At 69.5% G+C, this 18018-nt stretch carries 22 protein-coding genes; 13 read left to right on the top strand and 9 right to left on the bottom strand.

The features are described 5' to 3' along the window. Positions 1 to 13 precede the first annotated feature (13 nt). Positions 14 to 655 (bottom strand): signal peptidase I, encoded by a 642-nt coding sequence (gene lepB / locus ASF71_RS08700; RefSeq protein ID WP_369814975.1) that lies wholly within the window; start codon positions 653 to 655, stop codon positions 14 to 16. A gap of 72 nt (positions 656 to 727) precedes the next feature. Here lepB and ASF71_RS08695 point away from each other — a divergent pair, with 72 nt between their 5' ends. The 4 genes from ASF71_RS08695 (at position 728) to ilvC (ending at position 4981) form a co-directional block, all read left to right on the top strand. After that, positions 728 to 1252, top strand: a complete 525-nt coding sequence (locus tag ASF71_RS08695) for a hypothetical protein (RefSeq protein WP_056298078.1) — start codon at positions 728 to 730, stop codon at positions 1250 to 1252. Positions 1253 to 1554: 302 nt separating this feature from the next. Beyond that, a complete protein-coding gene (ilvB, locus tag ASF71_RS08690; RefSeq protein ID WP_056298075.1) occupies positions 1555 to 3312 on the top strand; it encodes a biosynthetic-type acetolactate synthase large subunit in 1758 nt (585 codons plus the stop codon). Continuing rightward, positions 3309 to 3911 carry an acetolactate synthase small subunit gene (ilvN, locus tag ASF71_RS08685; RefSeq protein ID WP_056298072.1) on the top strand — a complete coding sequence of 201 codons (603 nt, stop codon included), beginning with the start codon at positions 3309 to 3311 and terminating at the stop codon, positions 3909 to 3911. Before ilvB ends, ilvN begins: the two co-directional genes overlap by 4 nt. A 59-nt stretch (positions 3912 to 3970) precedes the next feature. Continuing rightward, on the top strand, positions 3971 to 4981 hold the full coding sequence (gene ilvC, locus ASF71_RS08680; protein ID WP_056298069.1) for a ketol-acid reductoisomerase: 1011 nt from the start codon (positions 3971 to 3973) through the stop codon (positions 4979 to 4981). A gap of 61 nt (positions 4982 to 5042) precedes the next feature. On the opposite strand, the gene ASF71_RS08675 is transcribed toward ilvC, so the two are convergent. Continuing rightward, the gene (locus ASF71_RS08675) at positions 5043 to 6059 is read right to left on the bottom strand and encodes an aldo/keto reductase (protein ID WP_056298066.1); all 1017 of its coding nucleotides are present in this window, start codon (positions 6057 to 6059) and stop codon (positions 5043 to 5045) included. Positions 6060 to 6280: 221 nt separating this feature from the next. Here ASF71_RS08675 and ASF71_RS08670 point away from each other — a divergent pair, with 221 nt between their 5' ends. The 6 genes from ASF71_RS08670 (at position 6281) to ASF71_RS08645 (ending at position 10117) form a co-directional block, all read left to right on the top strand. Continuing rightward, positions 6281 to 7843: a 2-isopropylmalate synthase gene (locus ASF71_RS08670; RefSeq protein ID WP_056298063.1), complete on the top strand. Its 1563-nt coding sequence runs from the start codon at positions 6281 to 6283 to the stop codon at positions 7841 to 7843. A gap of 69 nt (positions 7844 to 7912) precedes the next feature. Beyond that, on the top strand, positions 7913 to 8275 hold the full coding sequence (locus ASF71_RS08665; RefSeq protein WP_056298059.1) for a hypothetical protein: 363 nt from the start codon (positions 7913 to 7915) through the stop codon (positions 8273 to 8275). After that, positions 8272 to 8592, top strand: coding sequence for an antibiotic biosynthesis monooxygenase (locus ASF71_RS08660; protein WP_056298057.1), 321 nt, complete (start codon positions 8272 to 8274; stop codon positions 8590 to 8592). Before ASF71_RS08665 ends, ASF71_RS08660 begins: the two co-directional genes overlap by 4 nt. A 64-nt stretch (positions 8593 to 8656) precedes the next feature. Next, positions 8657 to 9034 carry a hypothetical protein gene (locus tag ASF71_RS08655; RefSeq protein WP_056298430.1) on the top strand — a complete coding sequence of 126 codons (378 nt, stop codon included), beginning with the start codon at positions 8657 to 8659 and terminating at the stop codon, positions 9032 to 9034. Positions 9035 to 9041: 7 nt separating this feature from the next. Next, a complete protein-coding gene (locus tag ASF71_RS08650) occupies positions 9042 to 9752 on the top strand; it encodes a metallophosphoesterase (RefSeq protein ID WP_056298054.1) in 711 nt (236 codons plus the stop codon). Between the two features lie 35 nt (positions 9753 to 9787). Then, positions 9788 to 10117 carry a hypothetical protein gene (locus tag ASF71_RS08645; RefSeq protein ID WP_056298050.1) on the top strand — a complete coding sequence of 110 codons (330 nt, stop codon included), beginning with the start codon at positions 9788 to 9790 and terminating at the stop codon, positions 10115 to 10117. A gap of 15 nt (positions 10118 to 10132) precedes the next feature. Here ASF71_RS08645 and ASF71_RS08640 read toward each other — a convergent pair whose 3' ends face one another. Then, positions 10133 to 11068: a hypothetical protein gene (locus ASF71_RS08640; protein ID WP_056298048.1), complete on the bottom strand. Its 936-nt coding sequence runs from the start codon at positions 11066 to 11068 to the stop codon at positions 10133 to 10135. Positions 11069 to 11218: 150 nt separating this feature from the next. On the opposite strand from ASF71_RS08640, the gene ASF71_RS08635 reads away from it, so the two are divergent. Both ASF71_RS08635 and ASF71_RS08630 read left to right on the top strand, forming a co-directional pair. After that, on the top strand, positions 11219 to 12106 hold the full coding sequence (locus ASF71_RS08635; protein ID WP_056298427.1) for a hypothetical protein: 888 nt from the start codon (positions 11219 to 11221) through the stop codon (positions 12104 to 12106). A gap of 254 nt (positions 12107 to 12360) precedes the next feature. Next, positions 12361 to 12669, top strand: a complete 309-nt coding sequence (locus tag ASF71_RS08630) for a hypothetical protein (protein ID WP_056298042.1) — start codon at positions 12361 to 12363, stop codon at positions 12667 to 12669. 63 nt (positions 12670 to 12732) lie between these two features. On the opposite strand, the gene ASF71_RS08625 is transcribed toward ASF71_RS08630, so the two are convergent. The 3 genes from ASF71_RS08625 to ASF71_RS08615 are packed head-to-tail and all read right to left on the bottom strand — an operon-like array spanning position 12733 to position 15696. Next, the gene (locus tag ASF71_RS08625) at positions 12733 to 13173 is read right to left on the bottom strand and encodes a hypothetical protein (protein ID WP_056298039.1); all 441 of its coding nucleotides are present in this window, start codon (positions 13171 to 13173) and stop codon (positions 12733 to 12735) included. Continuing rightward, entirely contained in the window at positions 13170 to 13697 is a 528-nt protein-coding gene (locus tag ASF71_RS08620) for a DinB family protein (protein WP_056298036.1), read from the bottom strand. Before ASF71_RS08620 ends, ASF71_RS08625 begins: the two co-directional genes overlap by 4 nt. A gap of 31 nt (positions 13698 to 13728) precedes the next feature. After that, complete coding sequence (locus ASF71_RS08615) at positions 13729 to 15696, bottom strand: endonuclease (RefSeq protein ID WP_056298032.1); 1968 nt, start codon at positions 15694 to 15696, stop codon at positions 13729 to 13731. Between the two features lie 331 nt (positions 15697 to 16027). Here ASF71_RS08615 and ASF71_RS08610 point away from each other — a divergent pair, with 331 nt between their 5' ends. Further along, positions 16028 to 16321 (top strand): hypothetical protein, encoded by a 294-nt coding sequence (locus ASF71_RS08610; RefSeq protein ID WP_156372678.1) that lies wholly within the window; start codon positions 16028 to 16030, stop codon positions 16319 to 16321. Positions 16322 to 16354: 33 nt separating this feature from the next. Here the strand turns inward: ASF71_RS08610 and ASF71_RS08605 are convergent, their stop codons facing one another. From ASF71_RS08605 to ASF71_RS08595, 3 genes are all read right to left on the bottom strand, one after another. Continuing rightward, positions 16355 to 16813, bottom strand: coding sequence for a hypothetical protein (locus tag ASF71_RS08605; protein WP_056298027.1), 459 nt, complete (start codon positions 16811 to 16813; stop codon positions 16355 to 16357). A gap of 153 nt (positions 16814 to 16966) precedes the next feature. Continuing rightward, entirely contained in the window at positions 16967 to 17287 is a 321-nt protein-coding gene (locus tag ASF71_RS08600; protein ID WP_056298024.1) for a hypothetical protein, read from the bottom strand. Positions 17288 to 17484: 197 nt separating this feature from the next. Continuing rightward, positions 17485 to 17739 carry a hypothetical protein gene (locus tag ASF71_RS08595; protein WP_056298021.1) on the bottom strand — a complete coding sequence of 85 codons (255 nt, stop codon included), beginning with the start codon at positions 17737 to 17739 and terminating at the stop codon, positions 17485 to 17487. Positions 17740 to 18018: the final 279 nt, after the last annotated feature.

Raw genomic sequence — 18018 nt, 5'->3', positions numbered from 1 at the left:
GGTCAGGGGGCGGTCAGCGGGCCACCGGACCGGGCCGGGGCCACAGCCGCAAGTCGGCAGTGCCGGCCACGTCACGCAGGTCTACCGCGCCGTAGGCGCGCGAGTCGAGGCTGGCCCCGGTGAGGCGGTTGTCGCCCATGACCCACACCTTGCCCGGCGGCACGACCTCGGGCGGCTGGCTGTTGACGTAGCCTTCCGCGCTCGCGTAGCTCTCGGCGAGAGGACGGCCGTTGACGTAGACCCGGCCGTCCTCGACCGCCACCGTGTCCCCTGCCAGCCCGATGACCCGCTTGACGTTGTAGGGGCGGTGCGTGACCCCGTACAACGTCTCGTAGCTGTAAGGACTCTCGGCCGGCGCCTTGAAGATGACGAGGTCGCCCCGGTGGACATACGGCCCGCTCAGGCCCCAGGCGTGCAACCACCGCGGGTATTTGAGCAGCAGCAGCATCTGGCCGCTTTGCAGGGTGGGTGCCATGCTCTCGCCGTCCACGCGCGCCAGCGTGCAGACGAAGGTGGTCACGAGGTACACCGGCAGCAGCGCTCCCAGAATCCACTGCCGCCAGAAGGTCCGCCAGGGGGTCTCGCGGGCCGGAGCCGGAGAGGCCGGAGCTGGGGGCAGGGGGTCCGGCCCGGCCGCCGGCTGCGGAAGATTCACGCCGGGCATGCTAGCAGGCTCCTTCACGGCCGTTCCCGTTCTTCTCATGAGAGCACCATCTACCCTGACACCATGACCTCTGCTCCTCTGCTGCTCACCCTGCTGGGTGCCTGGACGCTGGGCAGTGGCCTGGCTGCCCCGGCCCAGGCCACCCCGACCAGCGCCAACCGGACCGGCCCCCTGCAGGCCCGTCAGGCCCTGGCCAGGCCGGCGCAGCCTGGACCGGCTCTGTCGCGTCCCGCCGACCCCTGGCCCGCCAGCGAGGTCCTGACGCGGCTGTTGGTGCTGCCTGCCGGGCGCGCCGACGGCGAGCGGCTGGTGCGCGAGCTGCGTCTGAGTCCCGCCCAGGTGCGCGAGCTGCGCCGCCTGGCCGCCAGCGAGCACCAGTACGGGCAGGCGGCGTGGCGCGTGGTCGGACGCGACAACGCCGCTGCTCTGAACACCCGTCTGGCCGGGATGCGGGCCGAGAAGGACCGCAAGGTACGCGCGGCGCTCGGCGGAACGTACCCGGCCTTCCGCGCATGGCTGCGGACGTGGTGGGCCACCCAGGTGGAGGACAGCCGCCAGAACGTGCCGGAGTCGCCCCACTGGAAGTAGGACGCGACCGGGGCGTAAGAGAAATTTGAGCACCCGCTGCTGTGGCTCTTGCCAGAAGCCAGGAGCCTTTCTGGCCGCCCCACACGCCTCCCCGCGCTTCTGCCGGCCTCCCCAAAGCATCTTGTACGTCCCCTATCTAGACGCACCCTGACCGCACCCCGCCCCGGCCGCTAAGCTCGGACGCATGAACTGCGTGCTCGTGGTGGTACTTCTTAGCGTCGGGGGTTGCCGAGGCTGAGCGTCACCATACGCCGCATCCCCCCGCCCGAAGACGAGGCGGGGTTTTTCGTTCAGGAGGGCTTATGCAAGAAGGCGAACACGCAGGGCAGTACCAGGGTCCCGAACGCGGGGACATGACCGGAGCCAAGGCGCTGTGGGCCACGCTGGCCAACCACGGCATCACGACCGTGTTCGGCTATCCGGGCGGGGCCATCATGCCGGTTTACGACGCCCTGACCTTCTACCCCGAGGTGCGCCACGTCCTGACCCGCCACGAGCAGGGCGCGGCGCACGCCGCCGAGGGCTGGGCCAAGGCGACCGGACAACTCGGCGTGTGTATGGCGACCAGCGGCCCCGGCGCGACCAACCTCGTGACCGGGCTGGCCGACGCCATGCTCGACTCGGTGCCCCTGCTGGCGATCACCGGCAACGTCGCGCGGCACCTGATGGGCACCGACGCCTTTCAGGAAGCCGACATCACCGGCATCACCCTGCCCATCACCAAGCACAACTACGTGGTGCGCGACGTGGCCGAGCTGCCCCACATCATCGCCGAGGCCATCGCCATCGCGCGCTCGGGGCGGCCGGGGCCGGTGCTCGTGGACATTCCCAAGGACGTGCAGCTCGCGGCCTTCCAGGGCGAGATTCCCGCGCCGCTGCCGAGGGCCGAGGCGCCCCGGCCCTCGGCCGAGTCGGTGCAGCGTGCCGTAGAACTGCTGCGCGGCGCCGTGCGCCCAGTGATGATGGTCGGTGGCGGCGCGCAGGACGCGGCCCCCGAGATCACCGCGCTCGCCCGCGCCTGGAACATTCCGGTCACGACCACCCTGATGGGGCTGGGCGGCATTCCGTCGAGCGACCCGCTGTGGCTGGGGATGCCGGGCATGCACGGCAGCGTGGCGGCCAACCGCGCCATCAGCGAGGCGGACGTGCTGCTGGGCATGGGCCTGCGCTTCGACGACCGCGTGACGGGCCGCGTGAACGGCTTCGCGCCGAACGCCGCGATCATCCATGTCGAGCTCGACGCCGCGGAGATCGGCAAGATCATCCGCACGCACGTGCCGGTCCGCAGCGACGCGAAGCACGCCGCCCAGGCCCTGCTCAAAGAGGCGACCCCGCTCTCGCACCCCGAGTGGGACGCCAAGATCGCCGAGTGGAAGACCCGCACCGAGACGCCCGAGCACTGGGGCGCCGGATACGCGGTCAAGGCGGTGGTGGACCGCCTCGCGCCCGAGGACATCCTGAGCAGCGACGTGGGCCAGCACCAGATGCTCGCCGCACAGCTCGCCCGCTTCGAGCGGCCCCGGCGTTGGATCAACTCGGGCGGCCTGGGCACCATGGGCTTCGGCTTTCCGGCGGCCATCGGTGCGGGCATGGCCGAGCCGGGGGTGCGGAGCGTGGTCATCGCCGGCGACGGCGGATTCCAGATGACGGCGCAGGAACTCGCCACCCTGAAGATGCACGACGTGCGCAACGTCAAGATCTGCATCATCAACAACTCGTTCCTGGGCATGGTCCGCCAGTGGCAGGAACTGTTCCACGAGAAGCGCTACAGCGAGGTCTGGCTGGGCGATTCCAACCCCGACTTCATCAAGCTCGCGGAGGCCTACGGCGTACCCGGCTACCGCGCGACGACGGCCGAGGAACTGCCCGCCGCCATCGACGCCTGGCTGAATGATCCCAAGTCGGCGCTGCTGGAGGTCGTGGTGCCCAGCGAGCACGGCGTGTTCCCGATGGTGCCGGCCGGAGCCGCGCTGAACGAGATGATCGAGACCGAGCCCCGCCGCACCCCCGATCTCGCGGGCGCGATGGACCGGGCCGCCGAGGAGGCGAAAAACGCATGACCGCCGAATACAATGTCCCCGATCAACTGCTCTCGCTGCTCGTGCGCGACGAACCGCGCGTGCTGACGCGCATCACGGCGCTGTTCGGCCGCCGGGGCTACAACATTCGCAGCCTGAGTGTGGGCAGCACCGAGCATCCGGGCATCTCGCGCATGACCATCGTGGTCAGCGGCGACCGGGGCGTGGTCGAACAGGCCATGCGCCAGCTCGAAAAGCTGCACGACGTGGTCAAGATCATCGATCACAGCCTGGAAAAGTACGTGGACCGCGAACTCGTCCTGGTCAAGGTGAGCATCACGCCCGACAACCGGGTCGAAGTGCGGCACATCGCCGAAGACTTCCGCGCCCGCATCGTGGACGTGGGCCGCCACGCCCTGACTTTCGAGGTTACAGGCGACGAGGGCAAACTGACGGCCTTCATCGAGCAGATGCGCCCCTTCGGGATTCTGGAGACCATGCGCACCGGCCGCATCGCCCTGACGCGCGGCAGCAACGCCGACATCCCGGCCCACGTGTGGCACGAGGGCGAGTCGGCGGCGCTGACCCCGGCCGTCGAGCCGCGCGAGGAACGGGCGCGCGGCGTGCCCAACCTGTTCTGAGCGGGCCTCCCCTAGCCCACAATCCCACCAGCCCCACTGTTCTGTAGGAGAATCGAGAAATGGCCGCAAAAATGTACTACGACCGCGACGTCGACACTGCCCCCATCGAAAACAAGCTGATCGCCATCATCGGCTACGGCTCGCAGGCGCACGCCCATGCCCAGAACCTGCGCGACAGCGGCTTCAACGTGGTGGTCGGCCTGCGTGACGGCTCTTCCAGCAAGGCCAAGGCCGAGCAGGCCGGTCTGCGCGTGGCGAGCATCGAGGACGCCACCAAGGAAGCCGACGTGGTCATGCTCCTCATCCCCGACGAGCAGCAGCCCAAGGTGTACGAGCAGAGCATCGCCCCGAACCTCGCCGACGGCAAGGCGCTCGCCTTCGGCCACGGCTTCAACGTGCACTTCGGGCGTATCAAGCCGTCTGCGGGCGTGGACGTGTTCCTGGTCGCCCCCAAGGGACCTGGCCACATGCTGCGGCGCGTGTACGCCGACGGCGCGGGGATGCCGGGCATCTTCGCCGTCGCCCAGGACGCCACCGGCAAGGCCCGCGACATCGCGCTGGCCTACGCGCGCGGCATCGGCTGCACCCGTGCGGGTGTGCTGGAGACGACCTTCAAGGAAGAGACCGAGACCGACCTCTTCGGCGAGCAGAGCGTGCTGTGCGGCGGCGTGACCCACCTCATCCAGAGCGGCTTCGAGACGCTCGTGGAAGCCGGCTACCAGCCCGAGATCGCCTACTTCGAGACACTGCACGAAGTCAAGCTCATCGTGGACCTGATCTACGAAAAAGGCTTCGAGGGCATGCGCCACTCCATCTCCAACACGGCCGAGTTCGGCGACTACGTGACGGGGCCGCGCATCATCACCGCCGACACGAAGGCGGAGATGGGCCGCGTACTGAGCGACATCCAGAGCGGCAAGTTCGCCGAGCGCTTCATCGAGGACGCCGAGAACGGCTTCCCGTACATGAACGAGCAGCGCAGCAAGATGCGCGACCACAAGCTCGAGACGGTCGGCAAGGAACTGCGCGACATGATGCCCTTCATCAGCAAGAAGGAACTCGAAGTCTGAGTTGAGGGCCTGACCCGGAAAGCGCCGCGCCCACTTGGATGGAGCGCGGCGCTTTTCTGGCTCAGCCCGCCAGAATTGCCTCGATCTGCGCGAGCTCGTCCGTACTGAAGTCGCGCCGGGCCAGCGCCCCCACCGCGTCGTCAAGCTGTGCCGGGCGGCTCGCGCCGATGAGGGCCGAAGTCACCTCGGGGCGGCGCAGCACCCAGGCCAGCGCGAGTTGCGCCAGCGTCTGCCCACGCGCTCCGGCCAAGTCGTTCAGAGCGCGTGTTTTGACCAGTACCGCGTCGGTCACGTGTTCAGGGCGCAGGAAGCGGCCGTCGGCGGCGGCGCGCGAGTCGGCCGGCACGCCACCCAGGTACTTGTCGGTCAGCAGGCCCTGCGCCAGCGGCGAGAACACGATGCCCCCGATGCCCTCCTGGCCCAGCACGTCCAACAGGCCGTCCTCGGGCTGACGGGCCAGCATGCTGTAGCGCGGCTGATGGATGACGCAGGGCGTGCCCAGTTCACGCAGCAGGCGCGCCGCCTCGCGGGTCTGTTCGGGGCCGTAGTTGCTCAGGCCCACGTACAGCGCCCGGCCGCTGCGCACGGCGTCGGCCAGGGCCGTCATGGTCTCCTCCAGCGGCGTCTCGGGGTCGGGGCGGTGGTGGTAGAAGATGTCCACGTAGTCCAGGCCCAGGCGGCGCAGGCTCTGGTCGAGGCTGGCGAGCAGGGACTTGCGCGAGCCCCAGTTGCCGTACGGCCCGGCCCACATGTCGTAGCCCGCCTTCGTCGAGACGATCAGTTCGTCGCGGTAGGGACGCAGGTCGGAAGACAGAATCTGCCCGAAGGTGCTCTCGGCCGAACCGGGAGGCGGCCCATAGTTGTTGGCGAGGTCGAAATGGGTGATGCCCAGGTCGAAGGCGTGGCGCAGGATGACGCGGGCGTTCTCAAGCCGGTCCGCCCCGCCGAAGTTGTGCCACAGCCCCAGCGAGATCGCCGGCAGGCGCAGGCCACTGCGGCCGCTGCGGGGGTAGGACATGGCGCTGTAGCGGTCGGCGGCCGGCAGATAGGGGCCATGCCAGGAAGAAGTGGGGGTCATGGCGTACAGCTTGAGTGAGACTCCCCACAGTAGACAACCCTTGCACCCACGTCGCCGGCCCGCTTAGACTCTCGGCATGACCGTCTTCGGCCTGCTTCTTCTCAGCCTTCCTCCGGTGGAGTGAACGGCGAAGCGAGTGTATAGCCGAACAAACCCCCGGAGGACACCCCTCCGGGGGTTTTTCCGTCTCACCCCTCTCCCCCACGACCAGGAGCCTGACCATGACCGACATTACCCCCACCGCCGAACGCATCCGCATCTTCGACACGACCCTGCGCGACGGCGAGCAGTCGCCCGGCGTGGCGCTGAACCACTCGCAGAAACTGGAAATCGCGCACACCCTGGCCCGGCTGGGCGTGGACGTGATCGAGGCCGGCTTTCCCATCGCCAGCCCCGGCGACCTGGAAGGCGTCTCGCGCATCGCCCGCGAGGTGCGGGGCCCCGTCATCACCGGGCTGGCCCGCGCCAACCGCGCCGACATCGAGGCGGCGGCCCGCGCGGTCGAGGCGGCCGAGAAACCGCGCATCCACACCTTCATCGCCACCAGCCCCATCCACATGGCCAAGAAGCTGAACCTGGAACCCGACGCCGTGGTCGAGCGCGCTGTGCAGGCCGTGGAGTACGCGCGCAGCTTCGTAGACGACGTGGAGTTCAGCGCCGAGGACGCCACCCGCAGCGACTGGGCCTTTCTGGCACGCATCTTCAAGGCGGCGGTAGAGGCCGGAGCCACAACTGTCAACGTGCCCGACACGGTGGGCTACACCACGCCTAAGGAGATGCGCGAACTGTTCGCCTTCCTGAAGGGCGAACTGCCCGCACACGTCATCCTGAGCAGCCACTGCCACGACGACCTGGGGATGGCGGTCGCCAACTCCATCGCGGCGGCCGAGGGCGGCGCCCGGCAGATCGAGTGCACCATCAACGGCATCGGCGAGCGCGCAGGCAACGCCAGCCTGGAAGAGATCGTGATGGCCTTTCATACCCGGCGCGACGTGTACGGCTTCGAAACCGGCATCCGCACCCGTGAGCTGTACCGCGCCTCCCGGCTGGTCAGCCGCCTGAGCGGGATGCCGGTGCAGCCCAACAAGGCGATCGTGGGCGACAACGCCTTCGCGCACGAGTCGGGCATCCACCAGGACGGCGTTATCAAGGCGCGCGAGACCTACGAGATCATGAACGCCGAGCTGGTGGGCCGTGAGGCCGCCGTGCTGGTCATGGGCAAGCACTCGGGCCGCGCCGCCTTCCGCAAGGCCCTGAACGATCTGGGCTACACGGATATGCCCGACGACAAGGTGCAGTCGCTGTTCGCCCGTTTCAAGGACCTGGCCGACCGCAAGGGCCAGATCTACGCCGACGACCTGCGCGCGATGGTCGAGGCCCGCAGCGACGTGCCGCAGACCTTTACCCTGGAGGGTTTCCAGATCACCTCGGGCATGAACATGACCCCGGTGGCCTTCGTGCGCCTCCAGACCCCCGACGGGCTGGTGGACGCCACCGCACACGGCGACGGCCCGGTCGAGGCGGCGTACCAGGCCATCAACAAGATCACGGGGCTGGCTCCCACCCTGGAGAGCTACCGCATTCAGGCCGTGACGCGCGGCGGCGACGCACTGGGCGAGGTCAGCGTGGGCGCGCGCTACGGTGAGTCCATCCTGCACGGCACCGGGGTCGCCACCGACGTCGTCGAGGCCTCGGCCCGCGCCTGGGTGCGCGTGCAGAACATGATCGTGGCGGGCATGGGCACCGAACGCCGCCAGGGAGAACTCGCACCCGGCCGCATCTGAAGGCAGGCGCGGCCTTTTGAGGGCACCACGTCGCGCGCGGGGCGCGGTTTCCAGTTTCTATACTGGGGCGTGCCCTGGCCCCTTGCCGCAGCTCTGCCCGTCCTGTTGACCCTCGCGCTCGCCCGGTTCGAAACAGGGGGCTGGGGCTTTCCCCTCTGGTTCTGGGCGGCCGTACCGGGCACCGGGCTGCTGGGACTGGCCGGAGAACGTCTGGACCGCCTGAAGACTCCGGGGCAATCCGTCTGGACGCGCACGGGACTGGGCGCGCTGGCTTTTGGGCTGCCCCTCATTGGGGCACAGCTGGCCGTGCGGCACCTGCAGGGCGGCTTGCAGACCCTGCTGGATGTCCTGTGGGTGGTGGGCTTCTTCAGTTTCTGGGCGCTGCTGTCCGGTGCCTGGGGCGCGCGGCCCCGGCGGGTGGCCGGCGCATGACCTCACCCGTTCTGGAAATCGCCCTGTTACAGGTGCGCTCTGGGCAGACCCCGGCCTTCGAGGCGGCCTTCGCGCAGGCCCAACCGCTGATCGCGGGAGTGCCGGGATACGTGCGCCACGACCTGCAACGCTGCCTCGAAGACGACCACCGCTACGCCCTGCTCGTATGGTGGGAGACGCTGGAGGCGCACACCGTGGGCTTCCGGGGGTCGCCCCAGTACCGGGAGTGGCGGGCGCTGCTGCACGGCTTCTACGACCCCTCTCCGGTGGTCGAGCACTTCGTGGACGTGACGCCGGGCCGCCCAGCTTCTTCTTAACCCTCCAGCGAGGCCCGGCCCACCATGACGTTTGGCCGGGAGCGTCTATGAGAACATGGGCCCCGTGAATCCTGTCGTCTTGCGTACAGCCCTGATCACCGGAGCGGTCATCGGGGTGCTGAATATTGTCTTTACCGGAGTCCAGTACGGCTTCGAGATGCTGCCCGTGTGGTTCTACCTCGCGCAGCTGCTGCTGATTCCGGCGATGGTGCTGCCCATGCGGCTCTTTCCGCAGGCGGCCGTGACCACGGACTACCTGCGCCGCGCGGGCCTGTTCGCGATGGGCTGGGCCGTGCCCTACGCCATCTACAAGTTCTCGGCCGACGCCCTCAATCCGCTGTTCAGCCCCGTCTCCTCGCTGGCGAGCTATGTCCTGCTCGTGCTGGTCTTCGCGCTGCTCTTCGCCGCCATCCGCCGCCCGCCCGGCGCGGGCAAGCGCTGAAGGCCGCGTGCGACTCGCGGTTCTGGGTGACGTGCACGGCAACGCCTTCGCGCTGCGCGCCGTGTTGAACGACATAGCCGCCGCGTCTCCCGACGAGGTCCTGAACCTGGGAGACGCGGTGTGGGGCGCGGCCGACCCGGCCACCGCCTGGGCGCTGCAGCAGGAGCACGCGCCCCCCAGCGTGCGCGGCAACACCGACGAGCGGGTCGCGGGCCTGAAGGACGGCAAGGCGGCGCTGCGCGACTGGCTGCTGCCGCTGCTGCCGGAGGACGCGGCCCGTACCCTGGGCGCGCTGCCCACCACGCTGGACACGGCCGGCGGCGAGGTACGCCTGGCCCACGGCAGCCCGCGCAGCCCCTGGGAGGACCTGCTCCTGACCAGGGACGACGGGCGAAGTCGCCCCGCCACCCGCCCGGAGATCCGCGAGCGGCTGGGGGACTTTGCGGGCCGGGTGGTGGTCGTAGGCCACACCCACTGGGAGATGCTGAGCGTGGTGGACGGCGTGACGGTCGTGAACGCCGGCCCGGTGTCGCGCCAGAAAGACGGCCTGCCCCACGCCCGCTGGGTGCTGCTCACCCGCCAGGCCGGGATCTGGAACGCCGAGTTCCGCCGCACACCCTACGACACGGCCGCGGCCGCCGCCTGGGCCCGCACGCACGGCCCTGGGGAACTGGGGGAGCGCGAGGCGGCGCAGCTCCTGAGCGGCAAGGAAGCCTGAAGGACGCTGCCGTCCCGCCGCGCTAACGTGGGCGCATGAGCCCCCTGACCCTCCTGCTCGAAGGGGGCGCCGCCGTCAGCGGCACGCCCACCGCCGCCGCTCCCGAACAGGTCTCGCTGCTGGCGCAGGCGTCCGAGGTGGACGGTGTAATGCTGCGTGATGCGACGATGCACGTCGGCGCGCGCGAGCTGAGGCTGCCCTGGCTGTACGTGCCCTACTGGCGCATTCTGGCCTGCGGCGTCCCTGAGGCGGAAGGCGAACAGGACGCCCAGGAACAGCTCTCGGCCGTCATCCGGGGCATCCGCAAGGGGCAATACAGCTCACGCGGCGCGGGCGAGGGCCTGCGCGCCGTCGAGGGCGAGTAACCCCCAGTCCCAGCCCTACAGCTCGTTGGTCTCCGGGTGGAAGTTCACCTCGCGGATGTAGTGCAGGTACTCGGCCTCGCTCAGCGCCTCGCGCTTACCGGCCAGCGACACGAAAAAGGCCTCCAGCACGTTGGTGGCGAAATTGCGCCGGCCGATGCGCGGCGTGGTCGTGATGAGCCGGGCCACGCCGCGCTCCTTCATCCAGCCCCGGTCGGCCTCGGTGATGGTCTGGGTCAGGATGGTCTTGCCGCGCAGGTCCTTCGGGGCATACCGCTTGACGTAGTGGGTGTCGCCCGCGATCACGTCGGCCCAGGCGTAGTAGCGCGTGCCCTTGCCCTCGACGCTGGTCTCCTGCTTGGCGCCGGTCGGGTAGAACCAGTCCTGCGGCAGCTTGGTGATGGCCGGCAGCACGAGGTGCGCCACCTTGCGCAGCGCCCCGATGCTGCGGATGGGTCGGTCGATGTTTAGCCCGAAGATGATGTCACCGTAAACCATGTCGGCCCCGCGCTCGGCCAGGGCCTCGGCCATTCCGAAGCGGTCGACCGCGGAGACCATCAGCACCTTCTGGGTGCGCCAGTTCAGCGCCTCATCGAGCTGGGCCACCGCGTCGCGCTCCAGCGTGTTCTTCAGGCCGCTGCCGTCGAGAACCGGCGTGAGTTTGGCATGCGAGACGAGCTTGCGCACGTTGCCGAACACGTAGCGGCGCCCCCCGGCCAAGACGTACAGGTCCGCGCCTCCCAGCCCGAAGGCGTCCACCCGGCCGTCAAGGGCCTGAAAGAGCTCTGCGGCCTTGCCGGCGTCGCCGTCGGTGCCTATCCGCTCCAGGACGAAGGGCTGACCCAGAACGGTCAATTCCTCGCGGGCGTTGCGCTTGCTGTTGCCCAGAGACACGCTGACGACATGCTTGAAACCTGCGGGGGCAGGGTGCCAGCCGCTGAGGAGATCGCTCATGGCGTGCATTCTAGGGTCCCAAGCGTGAAGCTGATGACAATGTGATTCCGGGTCAGCTTCACGTGCGCCGCGGCCGCCGCGGGGCCGGACCCTCTATGCTGGGGGCGGAGGAAGGGAAACGACGTGCCGGAGGCCAAAACAGAACAGAAGATGACGCCCGAACGGTTGGGGGAACGCCTGTCGGGGGACCGCAAGGTGCGCGCGGTGGCGCAGGCGGGCAGTTACGGCACCGATTACGCCTGGGCGGGCAGCCAGCCCACCTTCCTGACCTTCGAGCGGGGGCTGCTCTCGGCCCAGACGGAAATGCGCGGCGGGGTGCGCCTGGAGCGCTTTCCCTACGAGCAGCTCGAAGCGTGGCGCGACTGGGACCTGGCCCGGCAGCAGGCCCCGCTCGCGCTGCTGGCGACCAGCCGGGTGGTGTATGACCCGACCGGGTTCTACGGGCGTATCCAGCGCACGCTGTGGAACCTCAGCGCCGCGCAGCTCGCCGCCTACCGCAGCGACCTGACCCTGCAGGCCGAGGACGCCCTGAACGCCGCCGAGGGGGTGCAGTCGGGCGGGGGGCAGCCCCTGCTCGCCCTGGCCGACGCCCGGCGGGTAGCGCTGGACCTGCTGTATCCCGCGCTGCTCACGCGCCTGCACGCCTGGGCCGAGTTCGAGATCCGGCTGCCCCACGCGTGGCGGGCGGTGGCGGGCCTGCGCTTTCCCAAAGCGGTCTACCGGTTAGAGAACCTCTACGGCTTCGGCGGTGAGGCCGAGGCCCGGCGCGCCCTGCTCGCCACGCGCGGCCTGGGCCTGATCGAGCAGGAGCGGCGTGCCCGCGCCGCCTTCCAGAGCGGGTACTACGACGGCGCAGTGCGCCTGCTGCGTGACGAGACGGCCCGGCTGCACCGCACCGATCTGGAACGCTGGGCGTATCTCAGCAGCGCGCGGCGCGACAAGCTCGGCATCCTGCTCGGCGTGACCCTCTCCCCCCTGGGACCGGCGGCCGTCGACCTGGCGCGCCAGCTTCTCGAGGACGTGCGCGAGGGCCGCTGAGGCCGGGTTTTTGTTCGCCGCCTTACACAATGCCGGCCCAGATCCGGCTTGACCCTCTCAGCCCGCACCCGGCCTGAGAGGGTCAAGCCGGCCCGGAGCGGTGGGCCACCCCGCTGGGGGCAGCCTTCCCGACCGGGGACAAAGGCCCTCCGGGCACGGTTTAGGGTAAGGTGTCGGACGAACACCAAATCGAAGTCACACACCAGGGACGGCCCTCTTCGGCCGGTCGCTGCGGGAGAGTGGATCTACAGGCTATGCAGTTACTCCGTAAAGCGCACGAGATCGAATACCGGGACAGCCAGGGCGTGGACCGCGCGGCCGAGGTGGACATCTGGGCGAGCACGGGGGGCGGGCGGGTCGTGCTCGTGCTGAGAAACCTGCATGCCCCCGTCTGGCCGGCCCCAAGCGGCACACAGGCGCAGGCCCGCGCCGCCGTGCGCGCCCTGTCGCACAGCGCGCTGCCCTACCTGATCCGCCCCGACGCCGAGCTGCTGGTGCTGGTGCTGCACCCCCGCGAAGAAGGCGAGAAGGCCCGCGCCCTGGTCCTGCCCCTGAGCGCCTGAGAGGCGAAGCGGCGCGCGGTGCTCCCCATGTCCGGGAGCACCGCGCGCCGCTTCGGATCCTTTTTATTCCAGGACGTACTTGACGCCCTCCTCAAAGGCCACGCGGGCGGTGTCCTTCCGCGCCAGCACGACGTTACGCCGCCAGGGCATCCAGTCGGGGACACCCTCGGCGCTGCGCAGCAGGCCCCGCAGGCCCACCTCGGCGTAGCGGGCGGGGCCGCCGAGCAGCGCGGCGAGGCCCGCACGCACGGCCTCGGGGTCGCGCAACGGGCCGGTCAGGCGGGCCGAGGGCACCTCGGGTTCACCGGCCGGCACCTCGGGCAGCGGCTCGCTGCGCGGGCGGGTGGGGGCGGGGTGGGGACGGTACAGGTCCACCCGGAACCCGTCGAAGGCCAGCAGCGCTGCGCGGGCCTCGGTTTCGGGCAGCGGCCGACTGAAGCTCAGGTGGATGTCGAGCTCAAACCCACGGGTCCCCTTCTGGGTCTCGGTACTGGGCGCGCTCATACGCCGGCCGCCGCACTCTGCTCGAGGGCGACGCGGTGCCCCCGGACGTGACCGGCCAACATCCGCAACCAGTCGAGAGCGTCCAGTTCACCGAAGAAGGGATGCCACATGGTCCGGCCCGGCGTCTCGCGCACGCGGGCCGCGACACTCTCCAGCGCGGCACGGTGCTCGGCCCAGCGCGTCTCCCAGGAATCCCAGGCCAGACCCTCGGCGCTCGGCACGGTGAAGGGCGGCGCCTGACGTTTGCCGTCCTTGAGGACACCGGGAACCTGCGCCGTAGGCGTCAGCTCCCGATCCGAGAGCAGCAGCGCCAGCAGGCGGGCGATGCTGCCGTCGATCAGGACGATATGTTCGGCGTCCTGGGCAGGCGACCAGTCACGGCCCGGCTGGGCGCGCGACCAATCGGCCTGCCGGGTCCGCAGGTGGGCTTCGAGGCGGTCGAGTTCTTTGGACAGGCGCGCGCGCGCCTCGTCGGGGGTGGCCCCCAGCGCGCGTAGGCCGGCCGGGTCTTGCAGGGTGGTCATGCCGCCAGTGTACCCCTGCGCCCCGCGCGCCTCAGCGGCCCAGGCCCTCCGTAAAGGCGATCTCGGCGGCCCATTCGGGGTGATCAATGAGGGGATTGCGGTTGCCCTGGCGCGCATAGATCGCCGCATTGCGGTGACGCTCCCAGTCGCCCGGGGGCTGCGCGGCGTGCCAGGCCAGCAGCACCCCCAGCGCGGCCTCGCCGTACTGCCTCACCACGCCGGGGTAGCGCAGCAGGAAGTACAGGGTGGCCCGCGCCGCCGCGCCCTTGCCGTGCGCAGGCTCGAACTCGCCGGGCTCGCGCCGCCCACAGTCCGAGCGCAGCGCCTCGCCGTAGTCCGGGAAGTCGAAATAGGGTGTGTTTCCCCGGAAGCTGTTGCAGTCCGGCTCGCAGGAGAACAGGTGGTGCAGGTCGCCGCGCATCGGCTCACGCTTGGCGAACCAGCTCTGCGGCACGACGTGTTCACAGTTGTAAGGCAGCGCCTCCTCCAGTGCGCCGGCGTCCAGACCCTCGCGCGCGGCCAGGGTCAGGCGGCGGGCCTCGGCGGCGCGGTCGGCGGCGACCAGTTCTTCGGGAGCATGTTCCCGGGCGCTGTAGAGGCTGCGCAGCCGGCCGTCGGGCCACAGGTCCACCCAGGGATACACCTCGTCCTTGGGATCGTACCCGCGCGGGTGCGTGTGCGTGCGGGCCAGCAACGCTGACAGCGCCACGAAGCGGGCCTGGGGCGAGAGGCCCGGCTCGAGGTCCGCGTAGTAGGCCTGCGCCGCCACCTCGTCCTGCGGGTCGAGGTAGGGGCGGCTCCCGGCCGCCGGCGGGGCCGTGGGCACGGAAACAGGACGGGCCGCCTCGGTGCTCCCCAGCCGCAGGCGCACTGTAGCCGGCAGGCTCAGGGTGCCGTCGGCGGCCGGCGTCAGGCCCTCCAGATTCAGGGTCCCCAGATCGAGCACCGCGCCTCCGGCTGCGGCGACCTCGGCGGGTGCCGGGCGCTCGCCGGCCAGCAGCTCGGCGAGCAGGGCCGCCGTCGGGGGGGCCGAAGTCTCGGGCCGGGCGCGCAGGTCCTCGACGAGCCGGCTGACACGCACGCCCTCGTTGGCGACCCAATCGATGAGGGTGTCGGAGTCGCCGGGAGCCACCGGCTGCCCGTCGCGGCGCAGCACGCGGCCCTGGGCGTCGCGGCGGGGCACGCCGCTGTGGTGCAGCGCCACGACCTCCCAGGCATCGTTGAAGACCGGGCTGCCGCTGGAGCCGGGCGCGGTGTCGGTCTCGTAGTGCAGAAAGTCGGGCAGCAGGTCCACGAGGCGGTTTTCGCGCAGCGCGATCTGCTTGGGCTCGCCGCCCGGATGCTGCACGATGCTCAGGGCCTCGCCCACCAGCACCTTGCCCTGGGCCGCGAGCAGGGGCAGCCACCCGTAGGCCGAGGTGTCGCCGCGCACGGCCACGAGCGCGTAGTCGAGCTCCGCCGAGGTCAGAAAGAGGGTGTCCGGGTCCAGTGCGAGCTCGGTGCCCGCCTGTAGCGCGCCATTACTGCCGATCTCGTAGCCGAACTGAACGGCGGCGCTGCGGGCAGCGGCCGCCGACTCGAGCACGTGGTGGTTGGTGAGCAGCAGCCGGGAACTGCACAGCCAGCCGGTGCCGTAGCCCACGGTGCGCCCCCGCGCGTCCCGCAGCACCACCCGTCCCACCGCCCGTGAGGCCGCGCGCGCCAAGTCGAGGTAAGCGACGCCCACGAGGTCGTTGGCACCCAGCACCCGCTCGAGCCCCAGCCGGGCATCTTCGCTCAGGCGCGCAGCGACGGCCTGGGCGTCGGCCTGGCCCTCTACTACCGCCTGGGCCTCGGGCAGCGGTACGCCCAGGCGGGTCAGGCGGGCCTCGGCGCGCGCCGGGGTGTCGGCAGCCAGGGGTCCCCCCTCCTCCAGCCGGGCGCGGCACGACTGCCGGGCGTCGCCGCGCCTCAGGTAACGGGCCTGCGTCTCGTCGAGCACCTCGCGCGGAATGTCCATACCCGCCAGCCTAAAGGCCAGCCCTGACCCACGCCCCCGGCGACACGGCTCCGGGGTTGAGCGCCCCTTCATCCCACCGGCGTGGGCCGCGTCTCCACCGGAACGCTTTACCGAAGACAGGCTGGGCCGAGTCCCGTCGTCCGGGAGGTGCAATTGCGTGGCACGGCCCTGCTCGGTCGTGAAGGCATGTAGGGTCGCAGCGGCCAGAGTCTGAGCGGCCTAGAAAAAGAGACTGGCCGACCTGGAGACCAGCTTCCCAGTCGTCTGTCTGGCCAGTGCGCTGGCCGGAAGGCCAGTGGTCGCGCCGCCCGCGCAGGAATACACCTGGAACATGCCCTTCACCGAAGACGTTCAGGCGACGATCCGAAACACCCTCCCCGAGATCAGCGGGCGACTTCTTAATCTGGAGATGCAGGACATGACCGATCCGCTCGAGCACCTGGAGGTTCACTGGGTGATCAAGGGCAACGGTGTCGTGATGGTGACTGTCCGGCCCCGCTTCGGCAGCGCAGTGATTTCTGGGCGCAACTGGCTGAATACGGCGTACTTCGAGCTGCACCCGAAGGTGGTCGGCAGCCGTCTGGTCCTCGAGCGCACCTACCTGGAATTTTCGACCTCGGCCTGATCCACGCGGCCGACTTGGGCGGCTCACGGCGCCTCAGCTGGCGTCCGGGTCGTCCAGCGCCGGCAGAAAAAAGCCCAGGTCATAGTTCGGGGTCGCAAATCCCCAGGCCACCTCGAACGGCAGCCGGGCCGGGCGGGGCCCGTCGAGATTCACGGTCACGCGGTGGACGGTGCCCTGAAGCCCGAAGCCGCGCCGGCCGTGCTGCCGCGCCAGGGCGACGAGGGCGTCGAAACTCCGTGTGTCCAGCAGCGTCCAGGACGCTCCCGGCTCCACGCGGCCCGGCCGTTTCCAGTGGACCGCTCCACCAGGGGTCCAGTCCACCTCCAGATCCCGGATCTGCAGGGGCACGGGGCCGGTGTTGAGCAGCGTCAGGAGGGTCGCTGCCCTGGGGCCAAAACGCTGCCGGTCAATGGTGCGCGTCTGCGCCCACAACTGCCAGAGGTCGTCGCCCGGCAGCTGACGCCACAGTCCCAGCTGTTCCGGAGGCAACATAGACTTCCGTATAGCATCTGCCACCGTGTCATGACCGCTCATTTGCGCGCAGGCCCTCGATGAGTTCGGTGGATACCCCACTGGAACCGCGGCGGGCGGCACAATCCCAGTGGGTCTCCCCCTACCGGGGGTCCGGCCGAGCCCCTCCGGTGATCAGTCCAGCAGGAAGTCTTCGGTCTCGATGTCTTCCAGTACCTCACCGACCAGACTGTCGAAGGCTTCCTTGATCTCGTCACCCTGCTCCTTTTCGGGTTTCCAGCCCTCCAGAAGGATGTCGCGCTTTCTGGCCGGCTCGATCCGCAAGCCGTAGTCGGGAAAGCGCCCTTCGAATACACCCGGCAGATGCTCCTGCAGATATGCCAGCAGTTTGTCGCCGTCCCAGTTCCGGCGCTTCACGGTGGTCTGGCCCGCCACCTTCACCTCGTATTTGAGCGGATCAGGTGCCGTAAAACGGAACACGATGGTTTTGTCCATAACGTAAAGATAGTGCGCCGCCCTCAGTGAACTGGGCGGCGCACTTTTCGTCTGTTCAAGGAGCCTTGGGATCTGCGGAGAGTTGAACTTTTACGACGACGTTGATCGACGTTCCCCTACTCCCCGACACTCACCCCTGAATCACTTCCTGCCCCGGAGGTAGCACCAATCGCCTTGAGTCCAAGGAGGCACGCGGCTCAGAACCCGCGTGTCGCCTCGATGTAGTCTCCCCCCTTGAACAGGATGACGCCCAGCAGACCCAGGACCAGCAGGGCCAGCAATCCCCTTCGCGCCTCGGCCTGCTGACCCTGACGCCATTTCCAGGCGAACTGTGCCGCAATAACCAAGAAGAAGGCAGGCAGAGCTGTGCCAGGCCAAACCTGATCCAACAGAATGAGGACTCCACCCAGGAGCAACCCCAGAACGACTTGCAAAGGCCACGACAGACGCATGACCAGAGCATAGGGACTGCTCCGGCGGAGGGGGTCTCAGAGTGACGTCCTCGGTGATTGTGGTGAATCCCCGCTCCCTGGACCGCGTACCTGCGGGGTACACCCGGATCTATATGAACCGGAGCACGAGCTACAAACCGGAGTACGGGGCTGACTTCAGCGTGCTGGAAATCCGTTCACGCTGGCCTCGAGCTACTCGCGCGACGAAGCGCTGAAAGCTTAGGCCGACCCAGCGGCTCGCGGCGTACCGCTGGTCGTCCGGCGTGCGCTGGACATGGT

It is taken from the genome of Deinococcus sp. Leaf326 (assembly GCF_001424185.1).
Classification (GTDB): domain Bacteria; phylum Deinococcota; class Deinococci; order Deinococcales; family Deinococcaceae; genus Deinococcus.
This window is presented reverse-complemented; position numbering and strand designations above follow the sequence as displayed.

Excerpts from the sequence above, each read along its gene's own strand:
- ASF71_RS08645 (WP_056298050.1), top strand. The coding sequence starts at position 9,788 with ATGAGCCCCCTGACCCTCCTGCTCGAAGGGGGCGCCGCCGTCAGCGGC.
- ASF71_RS08635 (WP_056298427.1), top strand. The coding sequence starts at position 11,219 with ATGACGCCCGAACGGTTGGGGGAACGCCTGTCGGGGGACCGCAAGGTG.
- ASF71_RS08620 (WP_056298036.1), bottom strand. The coding sequence starts at position 13,697 with ATGACCACCCTGCAAGACCCGGCCGGCCTACGCGCGCTGGGGGCCACC.
- ASF71_RS08600 (WP_056298024.1), bottom strand. The coding sequence starts at position 17,287 with ATGGACAAAACCATCGTGTTCCGTTTTACGGCACCTGATCCGCTCAAA.
- ASF71_RS08630 (WP_056298042.1), top strand. The coding sequence starts at position 12,361 with ATGCAGTTACTCCGTAAAGCGCACGAGATCGAATACCGGGACAGCCAG.
- ilvC (WP_056298069.1), top strand. The coding sequence starts at position 3,971 with ATGGCCGCAAAAATGTACTACGACCGCGACGTCGACACTGCCCCCATC.
- ASF71_RS08675 (WP_056298066.1), bottom strand. The coding sequence starts at position 6,059 with ATGACCCCCACTTCTTCCTGGCATGGCCCCTATCTGCCGGCCGCCGAC.
- ASF71_RS08640 (WP_056298048.1), bottom strand. The coding sequence starts at position 11,068 with ATGAGCGATCTCCTCAGCGGCTGGCACCCTGCCCCCGCAGGTTTCAAG.
- ASF71_RS08660 (WP_056298057.1), top strand. The coding sequence starts at position 8,272 with ATGACCTCACCCGTTCTGGAAATCGCCCTGTTACAGGTGCGCTCTGGG.
- ASF71_RS08625 (WP_056298039.1), bottom strand. The coding sequence starts at position 13,173 with ATGAGCGCGCCCAGTACCGAGACCCAGAAGGGGACCCGTGGGTTTGAG.
- ASF71_RS08670 (WP_056298063.1), top strand. The coding sequence starts at position 6,281 with ATGACCGACATTACCCCCACCGCCGAACGCATCCGCATCTTCGACACG.
- ASF71_RS08695 (WP_056298078.1), top strand. The coding sequence starts at position 728 with ATGACCTCTGCTCCTCTGCTGCTCACCCTGCTGGGTGCCTGGACGCTG.
- ilvB (WP_056298075.1), top strand. The coding sequence starts at position 1,555 with ATGCAAGAAGGCGAACACGCAGGGCAGTACCAGGGTCCCGAACGCGGG.
- ASF71_RS08610 (WP_156372678.1), top strand. The coding sequence starts at position 16,028 with ATGCCCTTCACCGAAGACGTTCAGGCGACGATCCGAAACACCCTCCCC.
- ASF71_RS08595 (WP_056298021.1), bottom strand. The coding sequence starts at position 17,739 with ATGCGTCTGTCGTGGCCTTTGCAAGTCGTTCTGGGGTTGCTCCTGGGT.
- ilvN (WP_056298072.1), top strand. The coding sequence starts at position 3,309 with ATGACCGCCGAATACAATGTCCCCGATCAACTGCTCTCGCTGCTCGTG.
- ASF71_RS08615 (WP_056298032.1), bottom strand. The coding sequence starts at position 15,696 with ATGGACATTCCGCGCGAGGTGCTCGACGAGACGCAGGCCCGTTACCTG.
- ASF71_RS08605 (WP_056298027.1), bottom strand. The coding sequence starts at position 16,813 with ATGTTGCCTCCGGAACAGCTGGGACTGTGGCGTCAGCTGCCGGGCGAC.